This window comes from Vibrio sp. 1F263 (assembly GCF_041439035.1).
Lineage (GTDB): Bacteria > Pseudomonadota > Gammaproteobacteria > Enterobacterales > Vibrionaceae > Vibrio > Vibrio tasmaniensis_A.
The window spans coordinates 71,606-90,023 of the sequence record NZ_JBGONI010000016.1 but is presented as its reverse complement, the minus strand read 5'-3'; the positions used below and the strand labels follow the sequence as shown (position 1 = coordinate 90,023).

Here is an 18,418-nt window from a genome sequence, read left to right as displayed (position 1 = left end):
TTGATCTTATTCTTCGTGCTGAAGGATTAGAATGCGGTGTTCATGGCACGCTTACTGACAACTTTGGGTTGTGGAGTGCTCCTAAATACGGAGCTCTCATTGTATCTGACTAGTGAGCGTGGCATTGGCTAGAGCAGTTCTGTAAGTAACTGGTCGAGAGTCGTCATCAGTTTCTGATTTTTCCCCGTATTTAATGCATCAGCATGAGGGGCTTTAAATAGCCCCGAATCATTATCAAAATACTTCCCTGAAGCGTTAGAAAACTCTTCCGATAGTGCGGCTCGGCATAAGATATCAGCGCCAATCCCTAAGTCATTACCTTCCAAACCATACGCATCTTTAACCAATTTACTGCCAAGAAATGAGGCCGGATTAACGGGAATGATTAGAGGCCCTTGATCTCTTAACTGGTGCGCAAGATGGATTGACCACATCGTTAACGCCAACTTACTTTGTGCGTAGATGGGGCCATCTAAAGCGTCAGGATTTGGGCTGACAAGTGCCTCGAGATCGACCGATGACTGAGCGGCTGAAGATAGATTGACGATGCGACCGTTGGCATCAAAAAGTGGTAGCAGCTTTTGAGTCAGTAAATAAGGGGCAATGGTGTTCACAACAAAACGTACATCAAGGTTGTCTGAGGTGGTGACTTCCGAAACCTTGTATACGCCAGCATTGTTAATGAGTACATCGAGCTGTTCATGCTTCGACTTTATTTGGTTGGCGAGGGCTTTAACTTCAGAAAGAGAAGAGAGATCAGCAACATAATTTTCGATAATCGCATCCTTGGATAATCGAGAAAGGCCGGTTTCTACTTTGCTGAGTTTTGTTGGGTTACGTCCATGTATAAGGATGTGATGCCCTTGTTGGGCTAACATTTTCGCGGTCTCTAAACCGATACCATCTGTCGCACCTGTAATCATGATCTTTTTTCGCATCTTCCTTCCTTGAATAAAGAGTCCGGACAACTTTTATAACAAAGTTTGATTGCACAAAGTCTCTACTACTTCACATGCTGAGATATAGAAAGTACGGATGTGTATTACGATTGAGAAACCGTGAAACAAGGGTGTGGTTTTTCATTTTATTTTCTTGATATCGAATAAAGCTCAAATCAAAAAAGCCTCAACCAGTTTAATGGTTGAGGCTTGGTCGTATTAGCCTTGTTTCAGCCTATTTAGGCCAGTTTGACGTTGTGATTATTTTACCTTAGAGCTGCTTAGTGAGCGTGCTCGTGTGAATCTTGGTACAACTCTGCATCCACTTCTTCGCCTTTGTTTGGACGAGGAACAATCTCAAAAGAGGTATCAGCTTCAGTCAATGAAGACAGCAGTTTGTTCAACGATGTTTTGTCTCCTTTCACGCCCGCTTGGCCATCTTCCAATAATTGGTTGAGTGTCGTTTTCTTCAGTACGATGTCTGATACATCTGATTTGTTGATGACCAGTGTGGTATCGGCATCTTGCAGTTCGCTCACTTGAATGTTGTTCAGGTTGCCATTCGACATCTCTACGTAGTAGAACTCTTTCACATCAGGTAATTGGATATTCATGGTAAACGGCGTGTCTTGCGCCTTCAAAGAGTCCACTTTTACCGCTAAGTAATCCAGCAAGTTTTCGATGGTCATGTTCGCCAATACATCCGGAGAAGCCGTTTTTGGTGCGCCCGGTTGTGTGCCGATACGCAGTTCTTGAGCACCTGTTAGATAGATGTTTCTCCACCCAGCACCTTCTGATTGGTAGCCTAGCTGTTCATAAGTATCGGCCAATAAGCCGCGTGCAACTTTGTTCTCTGGTTCTGCTTGGACAACCTTGTTCAGTGCCGTTGCAACGAAGCGATATTCGCCTTCTTGGAAATCTTGCTGCGCTTTCTCAATCACTGCGTCACTGCCACCCATGTATTCAACAAACTTAACTGACTCTGGGTGAATTTGTAGTGGGTTCAGATTGGCTGGGTTCATGTCGAAGTAACCAAGGTACATGTTGTACACCGCACGAGCATTGTGAGAGTAAGTACCGTGGTAACCATTGGTGTGCCAAGACTGTTGAATGCTGTCTGGCATGACTTTGTATATCTCGTCGCCAATGTCTTGCAAAACGACACCATTGTTCGCTAGGCGAAGTGTTTGGTTATGAGTAAAACCGTAAGCGTCACGTTGTATTTTTAGGTAGTCAGATATTTCTTGTTCGCCCCAAATTGGCGATGAGTGAGAGGCAAACAATACCTCGGTATCTTCACCCCAAGTGACCAACATCTCGTTGATCTTCTTAGACCACTTCAAGCCATCACGTACTTTTGCACCACGCAATGTGTAGAGGTTGTGCATGCCTTGATACGTTAGCTCACCAGTCCAAAGTGCCTTCATGCTCGGAATGTAGGTCACCATTTCTGATGCCGCTTCAGTGCCTGATGCATCCATGAATTGCATCTCTAGGCCATCGATAACCAGCGTTTCAATTTCTTCGCTATGGTTAAGTTCGTAATCCGGCAATACGTAAGTGATGGTGCCTGTCGACAAGCCTTTCGCGAGTGCCGCATCCACGATACCGTGCTCATGACGATTCAGTGTTGCGCCATATTGATAAGCGGTACGTCGAGACATCGCATTACCCGCCAATACGTTTTCGTCGACGATTTCTTTAGTAATGTTTTTAGAACCGTACACTTTTACGTCTGGGTAAGCTTCTTTGATTGCTCGTGCACCGCCAAAGTGATCGGCATGTGAGTGTGAGTAAATCATCGCTACGACAGGTAAGTCACCACCATCAGGCACGTTGTTCTTGAAGAACTTTAATGACTTAGCCGCGGATTCTTTTGTGAGAAGAACGTCGTAAGCAATCCAACCATTGTCACTGCGGATGAAAGAAATAGACGCCAGATCAGCACCACGAACTTGATACACTTTACCTGGGACAACTTCGTACAAACCTTCAGCAGCTTGGTTTAGCACGGCTTGACGCCAAAGCGAAGGGTTTACTGAATCGGGTGCTTGATCGGCATTGTTCACGCTAGGGTCGATGAAGTTGAAGCTGTTGCGAATAATATCGCCAGTTTCTTGATCGAAGCTCGCGATCAACCCTTTGTTGTTATTGTCGAACGCGCGAGTGTCTTCGAAGTTCAGCGTTTTCGCGAATTCTTGGTTTGCTTTCGTCGTCATCTCAGTCGCGTCTTTGCCACCTTGATCGCCTATATCGCTAAAGTGTGCGTGGTCATGGTTAGCTGCAATAGCAGGAAACGCAAGAGAGATTGCTAGGAACAGTGATGCATTTTTGAAAGTGCGTGATGGAGTCATAGGTGCCTCTTCAATTCGGGATTTCGTTTCGTTGAGGAAATTATATGCCTAAGACATATAGCAAAAAATAAAGTAAGCTTTAGTTAACACATCACGATTGGCTATGTATTGAGTCGTACAATGGTTAGGGAACGAAGATAAAACCTGACCCATGATTGATTAAGAGCACATTGACAGGGAGAGTAACGGTGAGCGACATGGAAAAGTTGGATTTAAATCTACTGAGCGTGTTCTTAGAAGTGTACCGATTAAAGTCGATCACGCTTGCATCAGAATCGCTTGGTATGACTCAACCTGGAGTCAGCGGCGCTTTGAAACGGCTTCAAGCACAATTGGGTACAGACCTTTTTATTCGAGAGGGTAGAGGTATAACGCCGACCAATGCAGCGATGCAGTTGGCGTTACGTGTAGAGCCCGCATTGGACGGGATAACCAGCGCGGTCAGCACGCTAAAGCAGTTCGATAATCAGCAGCATCATGTGTTTCGAATTTTGGTCAACGAGATCGGTTTAACCAAGCTTCAGCCCCTTGTGGAAAAGGACGAGACGCTTGGTAACATCTCAATTGAATTCAATATGGTGCCAAGTAATGAAGAAGATCTGCTGCAGAGTTTGAGCATGCAGCAAGCCGATTTAGCGATCGATATTCACTATCCACAAGTGAATGGTTATATGAACCAGCAAGTGATTGAAGATGAGCTCGTGCTGATCGCCAAGAAAGGGCATCCAAGGATTGATGGATCGGTAACGGAAGCGCAGTATTATCATGAGAAACACATCACCTTCAGAATGCGTCGCTCTCACCTTTACACCGCGGATTACTTTACAAAAAATCCGATACAGCAGCGAAAAGTCAGTTCCGAATGTGATTCATTGATGACGATGTGTGTGTTGGTCTCTGGCTCCGACTGTGTTGGTAGTACATCTAGAGGTTTTGCTAATCAATTTGCGGAGCGATTCCAACTGCAAGTGCTCGAGCAGCCTTTTGAGGTCTTGCCGATGAAACAGTATATGATTTGGCATAAACGAACAGACTTAAACCCCGCACATCAATGGTTAAGAACCAAGATTCAACAATACATGACGAGCTCTCAAAGCTGTTAACGATTCAATGAAAAACGGCTTCCATTTGGAGGCCGTTTTTGTCTCTGTTACTTGAGGGTTTTAATTAGGTTTTTTGGATTCAATCAACTTATTGTGCGCGTTTCTGACGAGCGGCTTTGAGCATTTTCATTGGCGACATTCCTGTCACCAACATGGTACCGGTGATAACCAGAATTGAACCAACAATCGTATTGATGCCAATTGCTTCATCTAAGAACAAGTTACCCCAGAGAATACCAAATACCGGAATGATGAAGGTCACGGACAGGGCTGAAGGTGCGCCGAGTTCAGAGACTAGATTGAAGTAAAGTAGATACGCTAACCCAGTACATACCGCGCCTAATAAGATAACTGACGTAGTGATCGTAACGTCGGGTGTTTCTCTCATCGGAATAAAAAATACAAATGGCAAAACCAGCAACACCGCAGCCCACATGCTGCCATGAGCATTGTTGAATGCCTCAACTTTAGGGGCTTGTTTGGTATAGTTTGACGCTATTCCGTAGCTAAAGGCCGCCATCACTGCTGCAAATATAGGAAGCATAGCCTCACGGCCAATGTTCATCGCATCCCAACCGACTAACACGCCAACTCCCGTTACCCCAATCCCAAGTCCCAATAGAACTTTCGCCTCGAGTGCTGTTTTAGTCCATATCGCACCAATGATTGCCGCCCATATTGGCGCGGTAGAGTTCAAGATGGCGAGTGTCGAGGCGTTAAGTGTCTGCGCGGCATAAGCGAAAAGCAAAAAAGGAAGTGTGGTGTTAAACAGCCCGAGAATGAAGAAGTGTTTAGCGTGATCATGAAAAGAGAGCTTCTTTTTTAAATAAAAAGAAACTAAAAGCAGAGTAAGTGCTGCAAACAGAACTCGCGCTTCAATCAAGACTGCGGGCCCTAATGGATTGGCCGCCATTCTCATGAAAAGAAACGAGCCTCCCCATATAGCCGCAAGTAGTATCAGTTTTAAAAAGCTCACAGTTTGAATCTCAGATTGTGTAAAACACCGACTATGGATCAAAGCTATGTATTGCACAAATTTAGATGTTAATACTGTGCAGCTAATTGTTGGCATTTTGATAACGGAACTGACTATTAAATAGGAACACTTTTGATGAATTATGTTCTGTTTATCCTTCCTTGTCTGACGAGTAATCTAGTGTCATATGTAAACATTAGGTGATAAAAATGAAGATCGAACACATCGCAATTTGGACCAAACAACTCGAAGTGCTTAAACGTTTTTATGAGGATTACTTTGGTGCAACGTCCAACCAGAAATATCACAATCCAAGCAAAGGCTTCTCTTCATATTTCTTGTCCTTTGAAAGCGGTAGTCGCTTAGAGATCATGGAAATGTTCTCTGTCCCTGAATCGAAAGACGATATCTATGACCAGTTCACAGGCTTCATTCATATGGCGATATCACTAGGTTCGGAACAAGCGGTCGATCAACTGACTCAACGCTTGGTCGAAGACGGCTATGAGCGCTTAGATGGCCCAAGAAGAACAGGTGATGGCTATTATGAGAGCTGTGTGCTCGATCCGGATGGTAATCGCTTGGAACTTACCGTTTAATGTAGAGACTTAATTGAGTTACTCATCTACTAACGGAACTGAGGTATGACAATGATGAAGCTTGCTGTGACTTTCCTTTTTAGTCTTGGGCTGATGGGATGTGCTACCTCAGAACCGGTGTATGAGCAGGAGGCAGACGCGAAGCCTGAACTCTCAGAACCCATTGGTTACCTTGGTTTTAAAGCTCACCAAGAATGGGCTGTTCAATTCAATGATTGTACGGTCTACGATTTAATCGGTGCACAACCTTACCAGTGGTTTGATCGCACCTCAGCCTCGGTGAGCTGTTATACGTTCAAGCCAAATGATGCCATCGAGCCATTATCAGTCTATGCAGACGCAAACTTCGACAGTAATAAGCTAACTCCGATTAACCGCTTTCAAGAGCTGCAGGTATCAGAGTCAGGCTGGGGCAGCTTTCCTGCTGTCTATGAGACCAACGGTACCAATTGGCTGAAAGTTAAAGAGGGTTGGATTCACCTCACTTTAGCCGATCAAACGCTGGTACAGTTCTATCCTGGCACTCAAGACCAATCGGAAAAATCACAACACGACCAGTATTTTGAGCAGCATTGATCGTAACGCTGACTTTTGATTAGTCTGTAGTTCGATCAAAAAAGATCTTCCACCTATTGCTGAAACCGGTTTCAATGTGTATCTTTGCTTTTATTGAAATCGGTTTCAGAGTTGCGATTACTTCTCTAATCCTGATCTTTTCACGAACAACTTGTAGCGAGTAATGGTATGAATAACGAATTTCCAAACGATTTTTTATGGGGCGGTGCGGTTGCGGCGCATCAACTAGAAGGCGGCTGGGATGCGAATGGTAAAGGTGTCAGTGTTGTTGATGTATTAACAGCGGGCGCTCATGGTGTACAACGTCGAATCACCGATGGCGTGATTGATGGCGAAAACTACCCAAACCAAGTCGCAGTGGATTTCTACCATCGCTACAAAGAAGACATTAAGTTATTCGCTGAGATGGGCTTTAAGTGTTTCCGTACCAGTATCGCGTGGACGCGTATCTTCCCAAATGGCGATGAAGCTGAGCCGTGTGAAGCGGGTTTAGCGTTTTACGATGATCTGTTTGATGAGCTGTTGAAATACGACATTCAGCCAGTGGTAACACTGAGCCACTTTGAAATGCCTTACCACCTAGCTAACGAATATGGCGGCTGGATGAACCGTAAAGTGATCGACTTCTTCGTTAAGTACTCGACTACGGTAATGGAACGCTACCAGCACAAGGTGAAGTACTGGATGACGTTTAACGAGATAAATAACCAGATGAACACTTCGGCAGACATCTTCGGTTGGTTGTGCTCTGGTGTTAAGTTCCCGCAATGTGAAAAGCCGCAAGAAGCCATGTATCAAGCGGTTCACCATCAGTTTGTTGCAAGTGCTTTGGTGGTTAAGAAAGGTCACGAGATCAACCCAGATCTTCAGATCGGTGCGATGTGTGCGATGGTGCCTTTCTACCCTCGTTCTTCAAAGCCAGAAGACATTATGGTGGCGCAGAAAGCGATGCGTGATCGTTACTTCTTCTCGGATGTGATGGTTCGTGGTCATTACCCAAATTACGCTAAGCGTGACTGGGCAATCAAAGGCTTCAATATTGAAATGCAGCCAGAAGATGAGCAAATCTTGAAAGAAGGTAAAGCGGATTACTTAGGCTTTAGCTACTACATGTCGAATACCTTGGATTCTTCTTCGCATCAGTCAACCGAAGAAGCGATGGACGGCGGTCATGAGAACTCGGTCGATAACCCATTTATCCAGTCTAGCGATTGGGGCTGGCCAATTGATCCAACAGGTTTACGTTTCTGTTTAGCGTCTCTGTATGAACGTTATGAAGTGCCATTGTTTATTGTTGAGAACGGTTTTGGCGCTGTTGATACCATTGAAGAAGATGGCAGCATTAATGATGACTACCGCATTGCTTACCTTGGTGACCACATCAAAGAGATGAAAAAAGCCGTAGCGATTGATGGCGTTGACTTGATGGGCTACACCCCTTGGGGCTGTATCGACTTAGTTTCATTCACCACGGGCGAGATGAAAAAACGCTACGGATTCATTTACGTAGATAAGCACAACGATCAATCGGGCTCACTAGAACGCAAACGCAAGAAGTCGTTCGAGTGGTATAAAGGCGTGATTGCATCTAACGGTACCACTATTTAGAATGCATTTCCCAGCGCAGTTATGTGAACTGTGAGCTGTCATTTTGCAATGAATTAGTCGGCCTATGTCGGCTAATTTTTTATAAAGGAAAAGAAGCGAATGGTAACCATGCTTGATGTCGCGAACCGCGCAGGCGTATCTAAATCGACCGTTTCTCGTGTCTTAAATGGCAAGAACATCGTGCGCCCAGATGTGGTGAAAAAGGTATTCGATGCGATTCAAGAAACAGGTTATCGACCGAACTTGTTGGCTCAGCAATTGGCGACCAAGAAGACCAATTTCATCGGCTTTGTAATCACCAATGAGTTGTTCAATGGCCCTTACTTTTCTTCCTTGATGTATCACGCGGCTTCTTATAGCGAAAAGTCGAATCACCAATTGGTGATCACCGATGGCAAACACAGCGCTGAAGACGAAAGAAAGGCGATCAACTTCCTGCTGGATATGAAGTGCGCGGGCATCATCATCTATCCGCAATGCTTAACCGAAAGCGAGATTGCAAAGATCATCGAAAGTACTGACACACCGATTCTGGTACTCAACCGAGAAATGCCGTCGAAGCCTAATCATGCCATTACCACCGACCATTATCAGAGCGCTTGTTTGATGGTTGAGCACATCATCGAGCAAGGCCATACAGACATTGCAGTGATTCGTGGTAAAGCCGGTTCTTCGACCGATGAGTTGCGTTACCAAGCCTATCAAGATGTGCTAACTAAACAGGGTATTGCATTGGATGAGTCCAAGGTTGTTCAAGGTGATTGGACGATGGAGAGCGGTTATCATGCGGCTCAGGCTCTGGTAAAAAGCAAAGCAACATTCACCGCTATCTTGTCGGAAAACGATGACATGGCGATTGGTGCGATTAAGGCGTTAACCGAACTTGGGTACTCATTGCCTCAAGATGTTTCTATCGTTGGTTTTGATAACAGCAAAGTGGGGGCGTTTTTAACGCCAAGCTTAACGTCTGTGAGTGTGCCATTAGAGCAAATGACGCAAAAGGCGATCCTGCAAATTGTCGGTGAAACAGAGCAAGCGACCACCATCAATACCACTGGCAGTTTGGTGTTACGTGATTCGATAGCGAAGCTAAATTAGCACCGTTCGAATTTCATATTTCACCTACAAAAAGTGACGAGCTGCGCATCTCTTCAACCAAGCGCAAACACTCCTTATTCACTGTTATTTAGATGTGCGATATTGCGTTTTTGGTCGATGAATTGACCACCATTAGTTAAGTACTGTGAAAACGGTAAGTAATGTGAAACTAGCTAAGTGATGTGAGAACAGGTAAGTAACGTGAAAACAGAAAAACAAAAAATGCTAGCAGGCGAACCTTATCAGGCTTGGGATAAAGAGCTTTATTCAGCTCGTATCGAATGTCGTAAGGTGCTTCAAAAACTCAATAACAGTATTCCAGACACACCCGAATGGGAAGCGGCAACGCAAGAGCTCATTCCGGGCTGTGAAAATGCACACTTAGAACCTCCATTTCGTTGTGACTACGGCTCGAACATCAAGCTGGGCAAGAACTTCTACGCTAACTTTAACTGCGTGATTTTGGATGTGGCTGAAGTGACCATTGGCGACAATGTGCTGCTTGGTCCGAACGTTCAAATCCTGACCGCAGGTCACCCACTCGATGTGAAAGGCCGAGTTGAAGAGGGTGTTGAATTTGGCACACCGATTAACGTCGGCGACAATGTTTGGCTTGGCGGTGGTGTAATCATCTGCCCGGGTGTAACCATTGGCGAAAACAGCGTTATTGGCGCAGGCAGTGTGGTAACTAAAGACATCCCAGCCAATGTGGTTGCAGTCGGTAACCCATGTAAAGTGCTGAAAGCGATCGATAACGGACAATAATCAGATGTAAATGACGAAGCCCGAACCTAGGTTCGGGCTTTGTTTTTTCTATCCTTGCTAGATGCTAGATGCTAGATGCTAGATGGAACAGCTTGTTGTGCTTGCTTCTTATCTAACGCACCACTGAATCGAGTCAGAATAAGAGCGATCAAAACAATCACCGCACCTACCCAAGGGGTGTTCATTAATCCAGATTTCGCGACAATCAAACCACCACCCCACGAGCCCAATGCAATACCGACGTTGAAGGCTGCAATGTTCAACCCAGAAGCGACATCGACGGCGTCTGGTGTGTATTTCTCAGCCAGTTTAACAACATACACTTGTAGCCCTGGAACGTTACCGAATGCGAATGCACCCCAAACCAAAATGGTCGCAACAGCTGCATAAGGGTTTACTGCGGTAAAGTTGAATACCACCAGTACTGCGGCTAAACCAGAGAAGATAACGGTCAGTGCTTTAATTGGGCCCATCTTGTCGGCCATTTTACCGCCCCAGATGTTACCGACCGCTACTGACACACCGTAGACCAACATGATTAAGCTGATTGAGCTCGAATCAAACCCTGATACGTTTTCCAGTATTGGAGCAAGGAACGTAAACGCTGTGAATGTGCCGCCATAACCTAGTGCTGTGATAGCGTAAACCAACAGTAAGCGTGGTTGAGTTAGAACCTTTAGCTGTGCCGAAATCTTCGCCGCTGGTGGTTGCTTAAGGTTGCTTGGAACCAAGATAGCGCTACCGATAAGAGCAATAAGACCAAGCAGAGCAACGATCAAGAAGGTCGCTTGCCAGCCAAAGGTTTGACCGATGTAAGTGCCCAGTGGTACGCCGGTCACCAATGCAACCGTTAAACCCGTAAACATGATCGCGATGGCACTGGCTGCTTTATCTTTTGAAACCAAACCTGTCGCGATGGTCGATCCAATCGAGAAGAACACACCATGGGCGAGGCCGGTCAAAATTCGTGCGGTGATCAGCGTGTTATAGCCTGGAGCTTGCCACGCCAATAAGTTACCAATGACAAACAATGCCATCACGGTTAGCAATACCGCTTTACGATTCCACTTTCCGGTTAATGCCGTTAATACTGGTGCGCCAATAGCAACGCCAAGCGCGTATAAACTGACTAATAGGCCTGCCGATGGCAGAGATACATTCAAGTCGCTCGCCATGGTAGGAATCAAGCCTACGATGACAAATTCTGTGGTTCCGATGGCAAAGGCGCTGAGCGTCAATGCGAGTAATGCTAGTGGCATAATCATCTCTCTTACTGTTCTTTGTTAAATACCGAGCGCGATAAAATGGGGCAGCTTGTGACTGCAATAGGAGCGCTTCGTTTGATGGCGAGGATTATCGAGCAAAATATATTTGTGAAAAATACCGTTATTAACAAATAACCTTTGTTAAATTTGCAATAATTAAAGAGTTAACCGATCATTGGATTAAGCTGATGAGATCGAAAAGACATAGATGATTTGAGCTGTGATGAGCACAAGCGAGATGACATTAAACAAAATGAAGATAGCGAAGGAGCCTCATGTTAACCCGTTCAGATGATTTAGAAATGGTACTCACCGTTGTCGCTGCTGGTGGTTTTTCTGCGGCGGCAGAGGCGTTGGATGTGCAAGTCGCCAAGGTATCTCGTTCGGTGAGTAAGGTTGAGTCGCAACTCGGCGTCTCAATATTCAACCGAACAACGAGACGCGTGGAATTGACGGAGGAAGGGCGGCAGTTTGTCGATTCAGTCAGGGTGGGATTACAAATGATCCAGAGCGCGGAAGAAGAAATCGTGTCGCGCGGTGAGTTGCCTAAAGGTCGTTTAAGAGTCGATGCCGCCAGCCCATTCGTATTCCATCAGCTAGTGCCGTTGGTGCAGTCATTCAAAGAGGCTTACCCAGACATTGAGTTGGAACTCACTTCCAACGAAGGCTTTGTTGATCTTCTCGAAAAGAGAACCGATGTTGCGATTCGAATTGGTAAGTTGTCCGATTCAACACTGCACGCTCGTCCGTTAGGAAAAAGCTTACTCCATATTGTGGCGTCACCTGATTATCTCGCTAAGCGTGGGTTGCCCACCAAACCTGAAGATTTGAGTTCGCATCAAATTGTGGGGTTTGCGGGTAACAAAGTGCTTAACCATTGGCCTTTACCAAATCAAAGTGATGTCGCGCCTACTGTGACAGCCAGTAATGGTGAAACCGTGCGTCAACTAGTCTTAGCTGGAAATGGGATTGCTTGTCTGTCGGGGTTTATGGTGCAGGAAGATATGGCTGCGGGTCGTCTAATCCCTATTCTGGAACAAGACAAACTTGCTAACACAGATCGAGAGCGAGTGAATGCGGTTTACTACAAGTCGTCCTCTGTCTCTAAACGTATCTCGGCGTTTATCGATTTTATACAGCCCCGTTTGAGCTTGTAGGGAAGAATGAAACACTCTTTAGCAGCACACAGCCAAACCGTTATTTGCATCGTTTGAGAACGGGTATTCGTATCAATGTTTAGAGAGCACATATTGTTGTATTGAGATTCGATAGGTGGATGTGATCTCAATAGCGCTTACTGACTTTCAGTGTTTAAAAACCGCCCGCCCACGCATCAAAATCGTCAATATTGTCGAGTTCTTGCTGGCTTCTTGGCGCAGGGTAATAAGGCAAGGCTAACCTTTGAGCGGAAGGTTGCAGTTCCCAATCGGGCGTAATCTTAAGTCGGGTTAACTCATCGTTGAGGCGCACAAACATATAGTAGCCATCGGCATGGGTATTGGCGTAACTCGCGATTGTTGCGATATCACCAGAAGGTAATTTTACGTATCGACCCAGTGGATAGAGCTGGTGCAATGCGAAACTCACTTTGGGATCTTCAAGTTTGCCTTGCTTAAAGCGTTCTAATCCGATGGCGGTTGAAGTAGTGCGCGGCTTCCACCCCGTGAGGAACAATCCACTCAAGTTATCTTGGAACGGTTTACCCTTTCGATTGCCTTCATTGGTAATGAATTGAACCGTCAGCGTGTCTCCAGATTCTTGCAGAATTTCTAAAAACTGTTCACCAGTGCGATCGACCAAAAGCTTCATAATATCCAGCTACCATCAAGAATGAGAGACGATAAAGGGTACTACTTTAGGGGAGGCTTGTGTAGAGACGGTAAAGCTTACGTCGCGTGAACAATGTTTTCGGTGTTGATCCTTTCATGCCCTTAGAGCAACAACAGCTTTAACGCTTACGCAAGTAATGAGTTTGCACTATCTCATCAAGGTACGTCGTGACGCCTTTCAACGTAAAGTCGACGGGAGATACTAAGTAACCAAATAACGGGGACCCACCACCAAGCACGACAGGAATGGTCGAGATGATCAGCTCATCAATCAGGTCTTCTTTCATGAAGTTTTGAATGGTAATGCCGCCATCAATGTACAAGTTCTTTAGGCCTTTGTTATTCAAATCCGCGACAATCTGTTTAAGCTCGCCCTTCATCAAAAATACTTTACCTTCAAGCTCTTGAGGTACTTCATTTAAAGTGTTGCTCAGTACATAGACTGGCTTGCTGTAAGGCCAATCAATGCCAAAGCTCAACACCATGTCCATTGTATTACGTCCCATGACCAGTGCATCGATATGATCAGTATGAGCGTTGTAACCCATGTCGTCACCGTCTGGATTTGGAATCGCTTGCAGCCAATCTAAGCCACCTTGCTTGTCTGCAATGTAACCGTCAAGGCTGGTTGCGATGAATACAATATTTGACATTTTTAACTCCGATATCAATGAGAAACTTGGCATCTACACGGTAATAAATTAAAATATTCTACAGTGTAGAAATAAAGTTTAAGAGGTGACGGTATGACTGTCAAGGATCAGAAACGAGGTCGACCAAAGAGTGGATCAAGCCAACTCAGCGCAGAGAGAATTCTCACTATTGCTAAAAGCATGATGCGAGAGAGTGGCAAAGTGCCAAGTGTTCGAGGGTTGGCGACGGAACTCGGGGTCGATGCGATGGCTATATACTATTACTTCAAAAACAAAAACGATCTGCTTGAGGCAATCACAGTTTCTTTGATTGAAGAAGTGGCACAGCCAGAGCTGAATCAAGACTGGCAAGATAACCTATATCGGCTCAGTGTGAGTTACTTGTCGATGCTCAACGAATATAGAGGCTTGTTAGAGACCTTATTGACCATGAAATCCCTCGGGCCAATGGAAGTATTTAGTGAACGCTTTGAAGCGGTGTTGAGCCCGTTAGCGTTAACCGATGAGCAAACCAAAAACGCGCTGGATTTGCTGGTGGATTATTTACACGGCTACGCTTTGGCGTTGAACTGCAACCCAGACCGAACTGAACTCACCATTGAAATGGTCGAAAAGCCGCTGAGTTTATACTGTTTAGCACTCACTCAACTTAAGTGATCTGTAGGCAATTTACTGACCTTTAAATTTATACTGGATAATTACCTATAAATTTCAGGCTTTAGCAGTAATAATCAATGAATAGATCGGAATAGCTTGTTCATTGAAAAGCTGTCCGGAAAGTTTCTAAAGACGCCATCGTGAAAAGGAAGTCAGATACATGCCTGTGCTCCAACGCATCAGTTTAACGTTAATCTTAATCGCCGTTTTAGGTGGGTGTTCTTCACTTCCTGAAGGCATCGATCATCCAACAGAACCGCCAACCTCTCCTGCACCTAGTTCTTTATCGGTTCTAACCAATGAATTTCAGCCTGAAGCTTTAGATCAAGGCACTACTGCGGTTCGTCTGCAAGAGTCTGGTTGGGATGCTTTGGCACAGCGATTGGCGTTGGTTGAAAGTGCAGAGCACACCATTGATATTCAATATTACATCTGGAACTCTGACGAATCGGGCAGGTACCTAGCGAGTCGTTTGTTAGCAGCTGCTGATCGTGGTGTTAAGGTGCGAGTCATGCTCGACGACATTAACCTCAATGAGCGTGAAGGCTTATTATCAGCACTGGATGCACACCCGAACGTCGAGATCCGAATCTTCAACCCAACACCAACACGCCGTGGCTTTAGTAAGTGGTTGAGCTTCCTTGGTGATTTCTCTCGCTTAAACCGCCGTATGCACAACAAGTCGTTTACTGTCGATGGCACCTTGTCTGTGGTTGGTGGGCGTAATATTGGTGATGAATACTTCGACCTTTCTGATGAAATCAATTTCCGAGATCGCGATGTATTGGTGATGGGCTCAGTCGTTACCACTATCCAAACCAGCTTTGTCGAGTACTGGAATAGCCGTTGGTCTTACCCTGTCGATATGCTGGGTGATGACGAACAACCTGATCTCTCAAAGATAGATAATATTGTCGTTCCGCATTATCAAAATTACCCTGAGTTACCATTAGATCGTAAGGCTGCGGATAGCTTACTGAAAGAGGTGATTGGTGAGATGACATGGGTGAATGCGCGTTTTGTTTACGATCAGCCCGTCCCTGACGATTCAGACAATACCGATGAACCGAAAGCGACCGCGATTCTTCTAGGGAAACTGGCGAGCGAATCGAAACAAGAGATCTTGTTGGAATCGGCTTACCTTGTATTCGATGATGGTCAGCTTGAAGAGTGGCAGGTATTGAACAACAAGGGCGTTGAGATAAAAGCGCTAACGAACTCTATGGCCTCTAATGATCTGGTGACTAATCACTCCGCTTATGCGGGCAGACGTTACGACATGTTGGATCATGGCATCGACCTGTTTGAGCTAAAACCAGAATCTAAGCTGTGTGAAGCATCGACTCAAGACGTGTCTAAATGTGCACCTGAGACGGCCTATGGCTTGCACGCTAAATCAGTCGTATTCGACCGCAGCATCGCGAGCATCGGCTCATTTAACTTCAACTTGCGCTCTACCTATCTCAATACTGAATCGGTTTTGATCATCGAGAACAAAGAGATTGCTGAAACGTTAGCTGACACCATTGAGCAAGCGATGAGTGAAGATAATAGCTGGCGCTTGGAACTGGAAGACGGTGATGTGTATTGGTATTCAGGTGAGCAAAGTTGGGACAGCGAACCTGAAACGGGTAAGTGGGAACGAATGCAGTCAGGCTTCCTACAGTTGTTACCGATTGAGAAATATCTGTAATCTAGCCGCCTCCGGATAAACAAAAATGTCAGCGTATATTACGCTGACATTTTTGTTTGTACTGCTGTTTGCTGTGGTTTGTTGCAAGCTCTTAACGGCTTAACGGCTTAACGGCTTAACGCTTGGTCAGTTGCTTACTGTTCAAGTAAGGCAGGATATGCGGGCGAGATTCACCAGACAGCTTCTGTGTGAGCTGCTGTGACCAACTGCTCTGCTTCTGATTGCTTGAACGGTTCGCGTAGTAGCTTTGCATTGAATCGTCGTAGCTGGCAATTTCATCTAGGCTCAGTGGTTGATATTGGTTTTCGTGCATCACCACATGAGCAGGAAGGCGAGGCTTCACCTCTGGTTGTTGTGCCGGGTGACCTAAGCACATTCCGAACAATACGGCGGTGTGTTGTGGTAGTTCTAACAGTTCATCGACTTGTTGTGCGCTGTTACGCAGCCCACCAATGTATACGCCACCCAAACCTAGAGACTCGGCAGCCAGCATGCAGTTTTGCGCCATGATGCCAGAATCTACCGCGCCAATCAGGGTCAGTTCAGTAAAGTCGGTTTTCACTTCAGAGTTGATTTGAGCGTGGCGTTGATAGTCGATACAGAACACTAAAAACTCAGCCGCATTCTCAACGTAAGCTTGGTTACCTGCGTATTCAGCTAACAGTTTGCGCTTCTCTGTGTCTGTCACTCTCACGATAGAAACAGCCTGCAGTAAGCTCGATGATGAAGCCGCGAGGCCAGCCTGAATAATCACATCAAGTTGTGCTTTTTCAATCGGTTGATTTGTATATTGACGAATGGAGCGGTGCCCCAGAATAGTTTCAATCGTGCTGTTCATAACTCTCAGACAGTCCTTGTGATGATGACGTAGAGAATCACAATAACGACAATTACCATGAGCGTAAAGGGCGTTAGAGCCTTTCTGGTTGGCGGAATGATATTCATGAATTTAAAAGGATTGCTGTCACAGCCAATCCTTTTTTCGTACCGTTTCCTGCTAGATGCTAGATGCTAGATGCTAGATGCTAGATGCTAGAAGCTAGAAGCTAGAAGCTAGAAGCTAGAAGCTAGAAGTGAATAACGCTCAAGAGTTCGCTTTAATGGCGAAGAGATAAAGTGATGAAGTGAACTCTGTTGGTCGAATAGCTGTCAGAAGGCTGAAATAGTCCTGAGTCAGCATTAATTTCACCATGGCCTAAATCTTGGTATTGGTAGCTCAATCCTAGATGTAAGTCGTTGGATATCTTCTTCTCAGCGCCGAATCCGATACGCCACTGTTTATCGAGCGGGAGTAACACATCTCTGTTTTGACTGCTTACAGGGCTCGTGTCACCGCTCACTCCGCTGTACAGCAACCAATCCTCGTATGCGTATTCCACACCAACCCCAAGAGAATAGGTGGTTGAGTATTTGTCATCATAATCTTGCCATGTCTCCATGTTGGAGCTGAGTAGAAGGTTTAAGTCTTCATTTAATGAATGCTTCAACCCTAAGTTTAAGCTTCGAACCCATGTTAGTTCAGAGCTAATGCCAAAAGCGTTGGCGTTATCAAGGGAAAGGTCGTGATCAAATTGGCCCTGATAACTGACACCCAATTGTGTGTTGTCACTGATGTGGTGATTGAGACTCAGGCCGAATCCTAGGTCGAGGCTATCTCCTTGAAGCTCTCGACCATTCAATGCTTGAGTTTCAAGCGCTGCGTGCTGCAATATCAAAGAACCACCAAGAGACAGTTGTTCATTGACCTGATATGACAATGACGACGTAAAGTTGAGTGCCGAAATGCTATTTTCTTTGAACAATAAAGCAGGGTGTGCGCCAACGCCGTGTGAGTATTTAACGCCAGTGCCGCCAGCTGCGTGCAATGCTGCGCCGACGACCCATTGGTCATTGAGCCTTGATGCGTAAGACAAATGAGGGAGAACATCGGCGCTGCTTCCTGTGGTCGAAGCCGAGTTATCGTCACGGACAAAAGTGGTTTCAACATCGAGGTATTGAACGCCGAGAATCCAAGCGCTTTCTTCAATAGCCGATAACCCCGCAGCATTGGTGATCACGGCGGATGCATCGTTCACGGTTACGTTTCCTGCGCCGGCTGTGCCAACGCTTTTGGTTGTCGCAATCTGAGATAGATTTAACCCTCCCGCGTGAGCGAGAGAGTTGACTATCCCTGTTACTAACAGAGACAGTGTGATGAAAGGTGTTTTCAAGAATAGAACCTCATTTTCAGTGTATGAGTTATGTTGCTAGCAGCTTGAGCCATGTATTTGGGGAGAGAACGAATTGCCACGAGCGAACATTAAG

17 protein-coding genes are annotated in these 18,418 nt (G+C 45.5%); 9 read left to right on the top strand and 8 right to left on the bottom strand.

Translation table 11 applies throughout. The features are described from left to right. Positions 1-128: 128 nt before the first annotated feature. Positions 129-938 (bottom strand): SDR family NAD(P)-dependent oxidoreductase, encoded by an 810-nt coding sequence (locus ACED25_RS12305; RefSeq protein WP_371695384.1) that lies wholly within the window; start codon positions 936-938, stop codon positions 129-131. Between the two features lie 281 nt (positions 939-1,219). Continuing rightward, positions 1,220-3,292, bottom strand: a complete 2,073-nt coding sequence (locus tag ACED25_RS12300) for an alkyl/aryl-sulfatase (RefSeq protein WP_371695383.1) — start codon at positions 3,290-3,292, stop codon at positions 1,220-1,222. Between the two features lie 188 nt (positions 3,293-3,480). On the opposite strand from ACED25_RS12300, the gene ACED25_RS12295 reads away from it, so the two are divergent. After that, the gene (locus tag ACED25_RS12295) at positions 3,481-4,395 is read left to right on the top strand and encodes a LysR family transcriptional regulator (RefSeq protein WP_032555096.1); all 915 of its coding nucleotides are present in this window, start codon (positions 3,481-3,483) and stop codon (positions 4,393-4,395) included. An 88-nt stretch (positions 4,396-4,483) separates the two neighbouring features. On the opposite strand, the gene ACED25_RS12290 is transcribed toward ACED25_RS12295, so the two are convergent. Beyond that, complete coding sequence (locus ACED25_RS12290; protein WP_080518041.1) at positions 4,484-5,371, bottom strand: DMT family transporter; 888 nt, start codon at positions 5,369-5,371, stop codon at positions 4,484-4,486. Between the two features lie 209 nt (positions 5,372-5,580). Between ACED25_RS12290 and ACED25_RS12285 the strand changes: the two genes are divergently transcribed. The 5 genes from ACED25_RS12285 to ACED25_RS12265 all read left to right on the top strand — a co-directional run bounded on the left by ACED25_RS12285 (position 5,581) and on the right by ACED25_RS12265 (position 10,017). Then, complete coding sequence (locus tag ACED25_RS12285; protein ID WP_012600103.1) at positions 5,581-5,970, top strand: VOC family protein; 390 nt, start codon at positions 5,581-5,583, stop codon at positions 5,968-5,970. A gap of 51 nt (positions 5,971-6,021) precedes the next feature. Then, positions 6,022-6,546: a hypothetical protein gene (locus tag ACED25_RS12280; RefSeq protein WP_371695386.1), complete on the top strand. Its 525-nt coding sequence runs from the start codon at positions 6,022-6,024 to the stop codon at positions 6,544-6,546. A 168-nt stretch (positions 6,547-6,714) separates the two neighbouring features. After that, a complete protein-coding gene (locus ACED25_RS12275) occupies positions 6,715-8,154 on the top strand; it encodes a 6-phospho-beta-glucosidase (RefSeq protein WP_102582584.1) in 1,440 nt (479 codons plus the stop codon). Positions 8,155-8,253: 99 nt separating this feature from the next. Continuing rightward, on the top strand, positions 8,254-9,252 hold the full coding sequence (locus ACED25_RS12270) for a LacI family DNA-binding transcriptional regulator (protein ID WP_012600106.1): 999 nt from the start codon (positions 8,254-8,256) through the stop codon (positions 9,250-9,252). 201 nt (positions 9,253-9,453) lie between these two features. Beyond that, on the top strand, positions 9,454-10,017 hold the full coding sequence (locus tag ACED25_RS12265) for a sugar O-acetyltransferase (protein ID WP_017102277.1): 564 nt from the start codon (positions 9,454-9,456) through the stop codon (positions 10,015-10,017). Positions 10,018-10,088: 71 nt separating this feature from the next. On the opposite strand, the gene ACED25_RS12260 is transcribed toward ACED25_RS12265, so the two are convergent. Next, positions 10,089-11,276, bottom strand: a complete 1,188-nt coding sequence (locus ACED25_RS12260; protein WP_371695382.1) for an MFS transporter — start codon at positions 11,274-11,276, stop codon at positions 10,089-10,091. Between the two features lie 281 nt (positions 11,277-11,557). On the opposite strand from ACED25_RS12260, the gene ACED25_RS12255 reads away from it, so the two are divergent. After that, positions 11,558-12,439 carry a LysR family transcriptional regulator gene (locus tag ACED25_RS12255; protein ID WP_269335214.1) on the top strand — a complete coding sequence of 294 codons (882 nt, stop codon included), beginning with the start codon at positions 11,558-11,560 and terminating at the stop codon, positions 12,437-12,439. A gap of 154 nt (positions 12,440-12,593) precedes the next feature. Here ACED25_RS12255 and ACED25_RS12250 read toward each other — a convergent pair whose 3' ends face one another. Together ACED25_RS12250 and ACED25_RS12245 are read right to left on the bottom strand one after the other, a co-directional pair. After that, positions 12,594-13,091, bottom strand: a complete 498-nt coding sequence (locus ACED25_RS12250) for a hypothetical protein (protein ID WP_017099814.1) — start codon at positions 13,089-13,091, stop codon at positions 12,594-12,596. 139 nt (positions 13,092-13,230) lie between these two features. Next, positions 13,231-13,797, bottom strand: coding sequence for a dihydrofolate reductase family protein (locus ACED25_RS12245; protein WP_371695381.1), 567 nt, complete (start codon positions 13,795-13,797; stop codon positions 13,231-13,233). A gap of 60 nt (positions 13,798-13,857) precedes the next feature. On the opposite strand from ACED25_RS12245, the gene ACED25_RS12240 reads away from it, so the two are divergent. Together ACED25_RS12240 and ACED25_RS12235 are read left to right on the top strand one after the other, a co-directional pair. Continuing rightward, positions 13,858-14,421, top strand: coding sequence for a TetR/AcrR family transcriptional regulator (locus ACED25_RS12240; protein WP_017097576.1), 564 nt, complete (start codon positions 13,858-13,860; stop codon positions 14,419-14,421). Between the two features lie 160 nt (positions 14,422-14,581). Next, positions 14,582-16,114: a phospholipase D family protein gene (locus ACED25_RS12235; protein WP_371695380.1), complete on the top strand. Its 1,533-nt coding sequence runs from the start codon at positions 14,582-14,584 to the stop codon at positions 16,112-16,114. A 115-nt stretch (positions 16,115-16,229) separates the two neighbouring features. Here the strand turns inward: ACED25_RS12235 and nfsA are convergent, their stop codons facing one another. Together nfsA and ACED25_RS12225 are read right to left on the bottom strand one after the other, a co-directional pair. After that, complete coding sequence (gene nfsA / locus ACED25_RS12230) at positions 16,230-16,952, bottom strand: oxygen-insensitive NADPH nitroreductase (RefSeq protein WP_371695379.1); 723 nt, start codon at positions 16,950-16,952, stop codon at positions 16,230-16,232. Positions 16,953-17,211: 259 nt separating this feature from the next. After that, positions 17,212-18,324, bottom strand: a complete 1,113-nt coding sequence (locus ACED25_RS12225; protein WP_371695378.1) for an OmpP1/FadL family transporter — start codon at positions 18,322-18,324, stop codon at positions 17,212-17,214. Positions 18,325-18,418 lie beyond the last annotated feature (94 nt).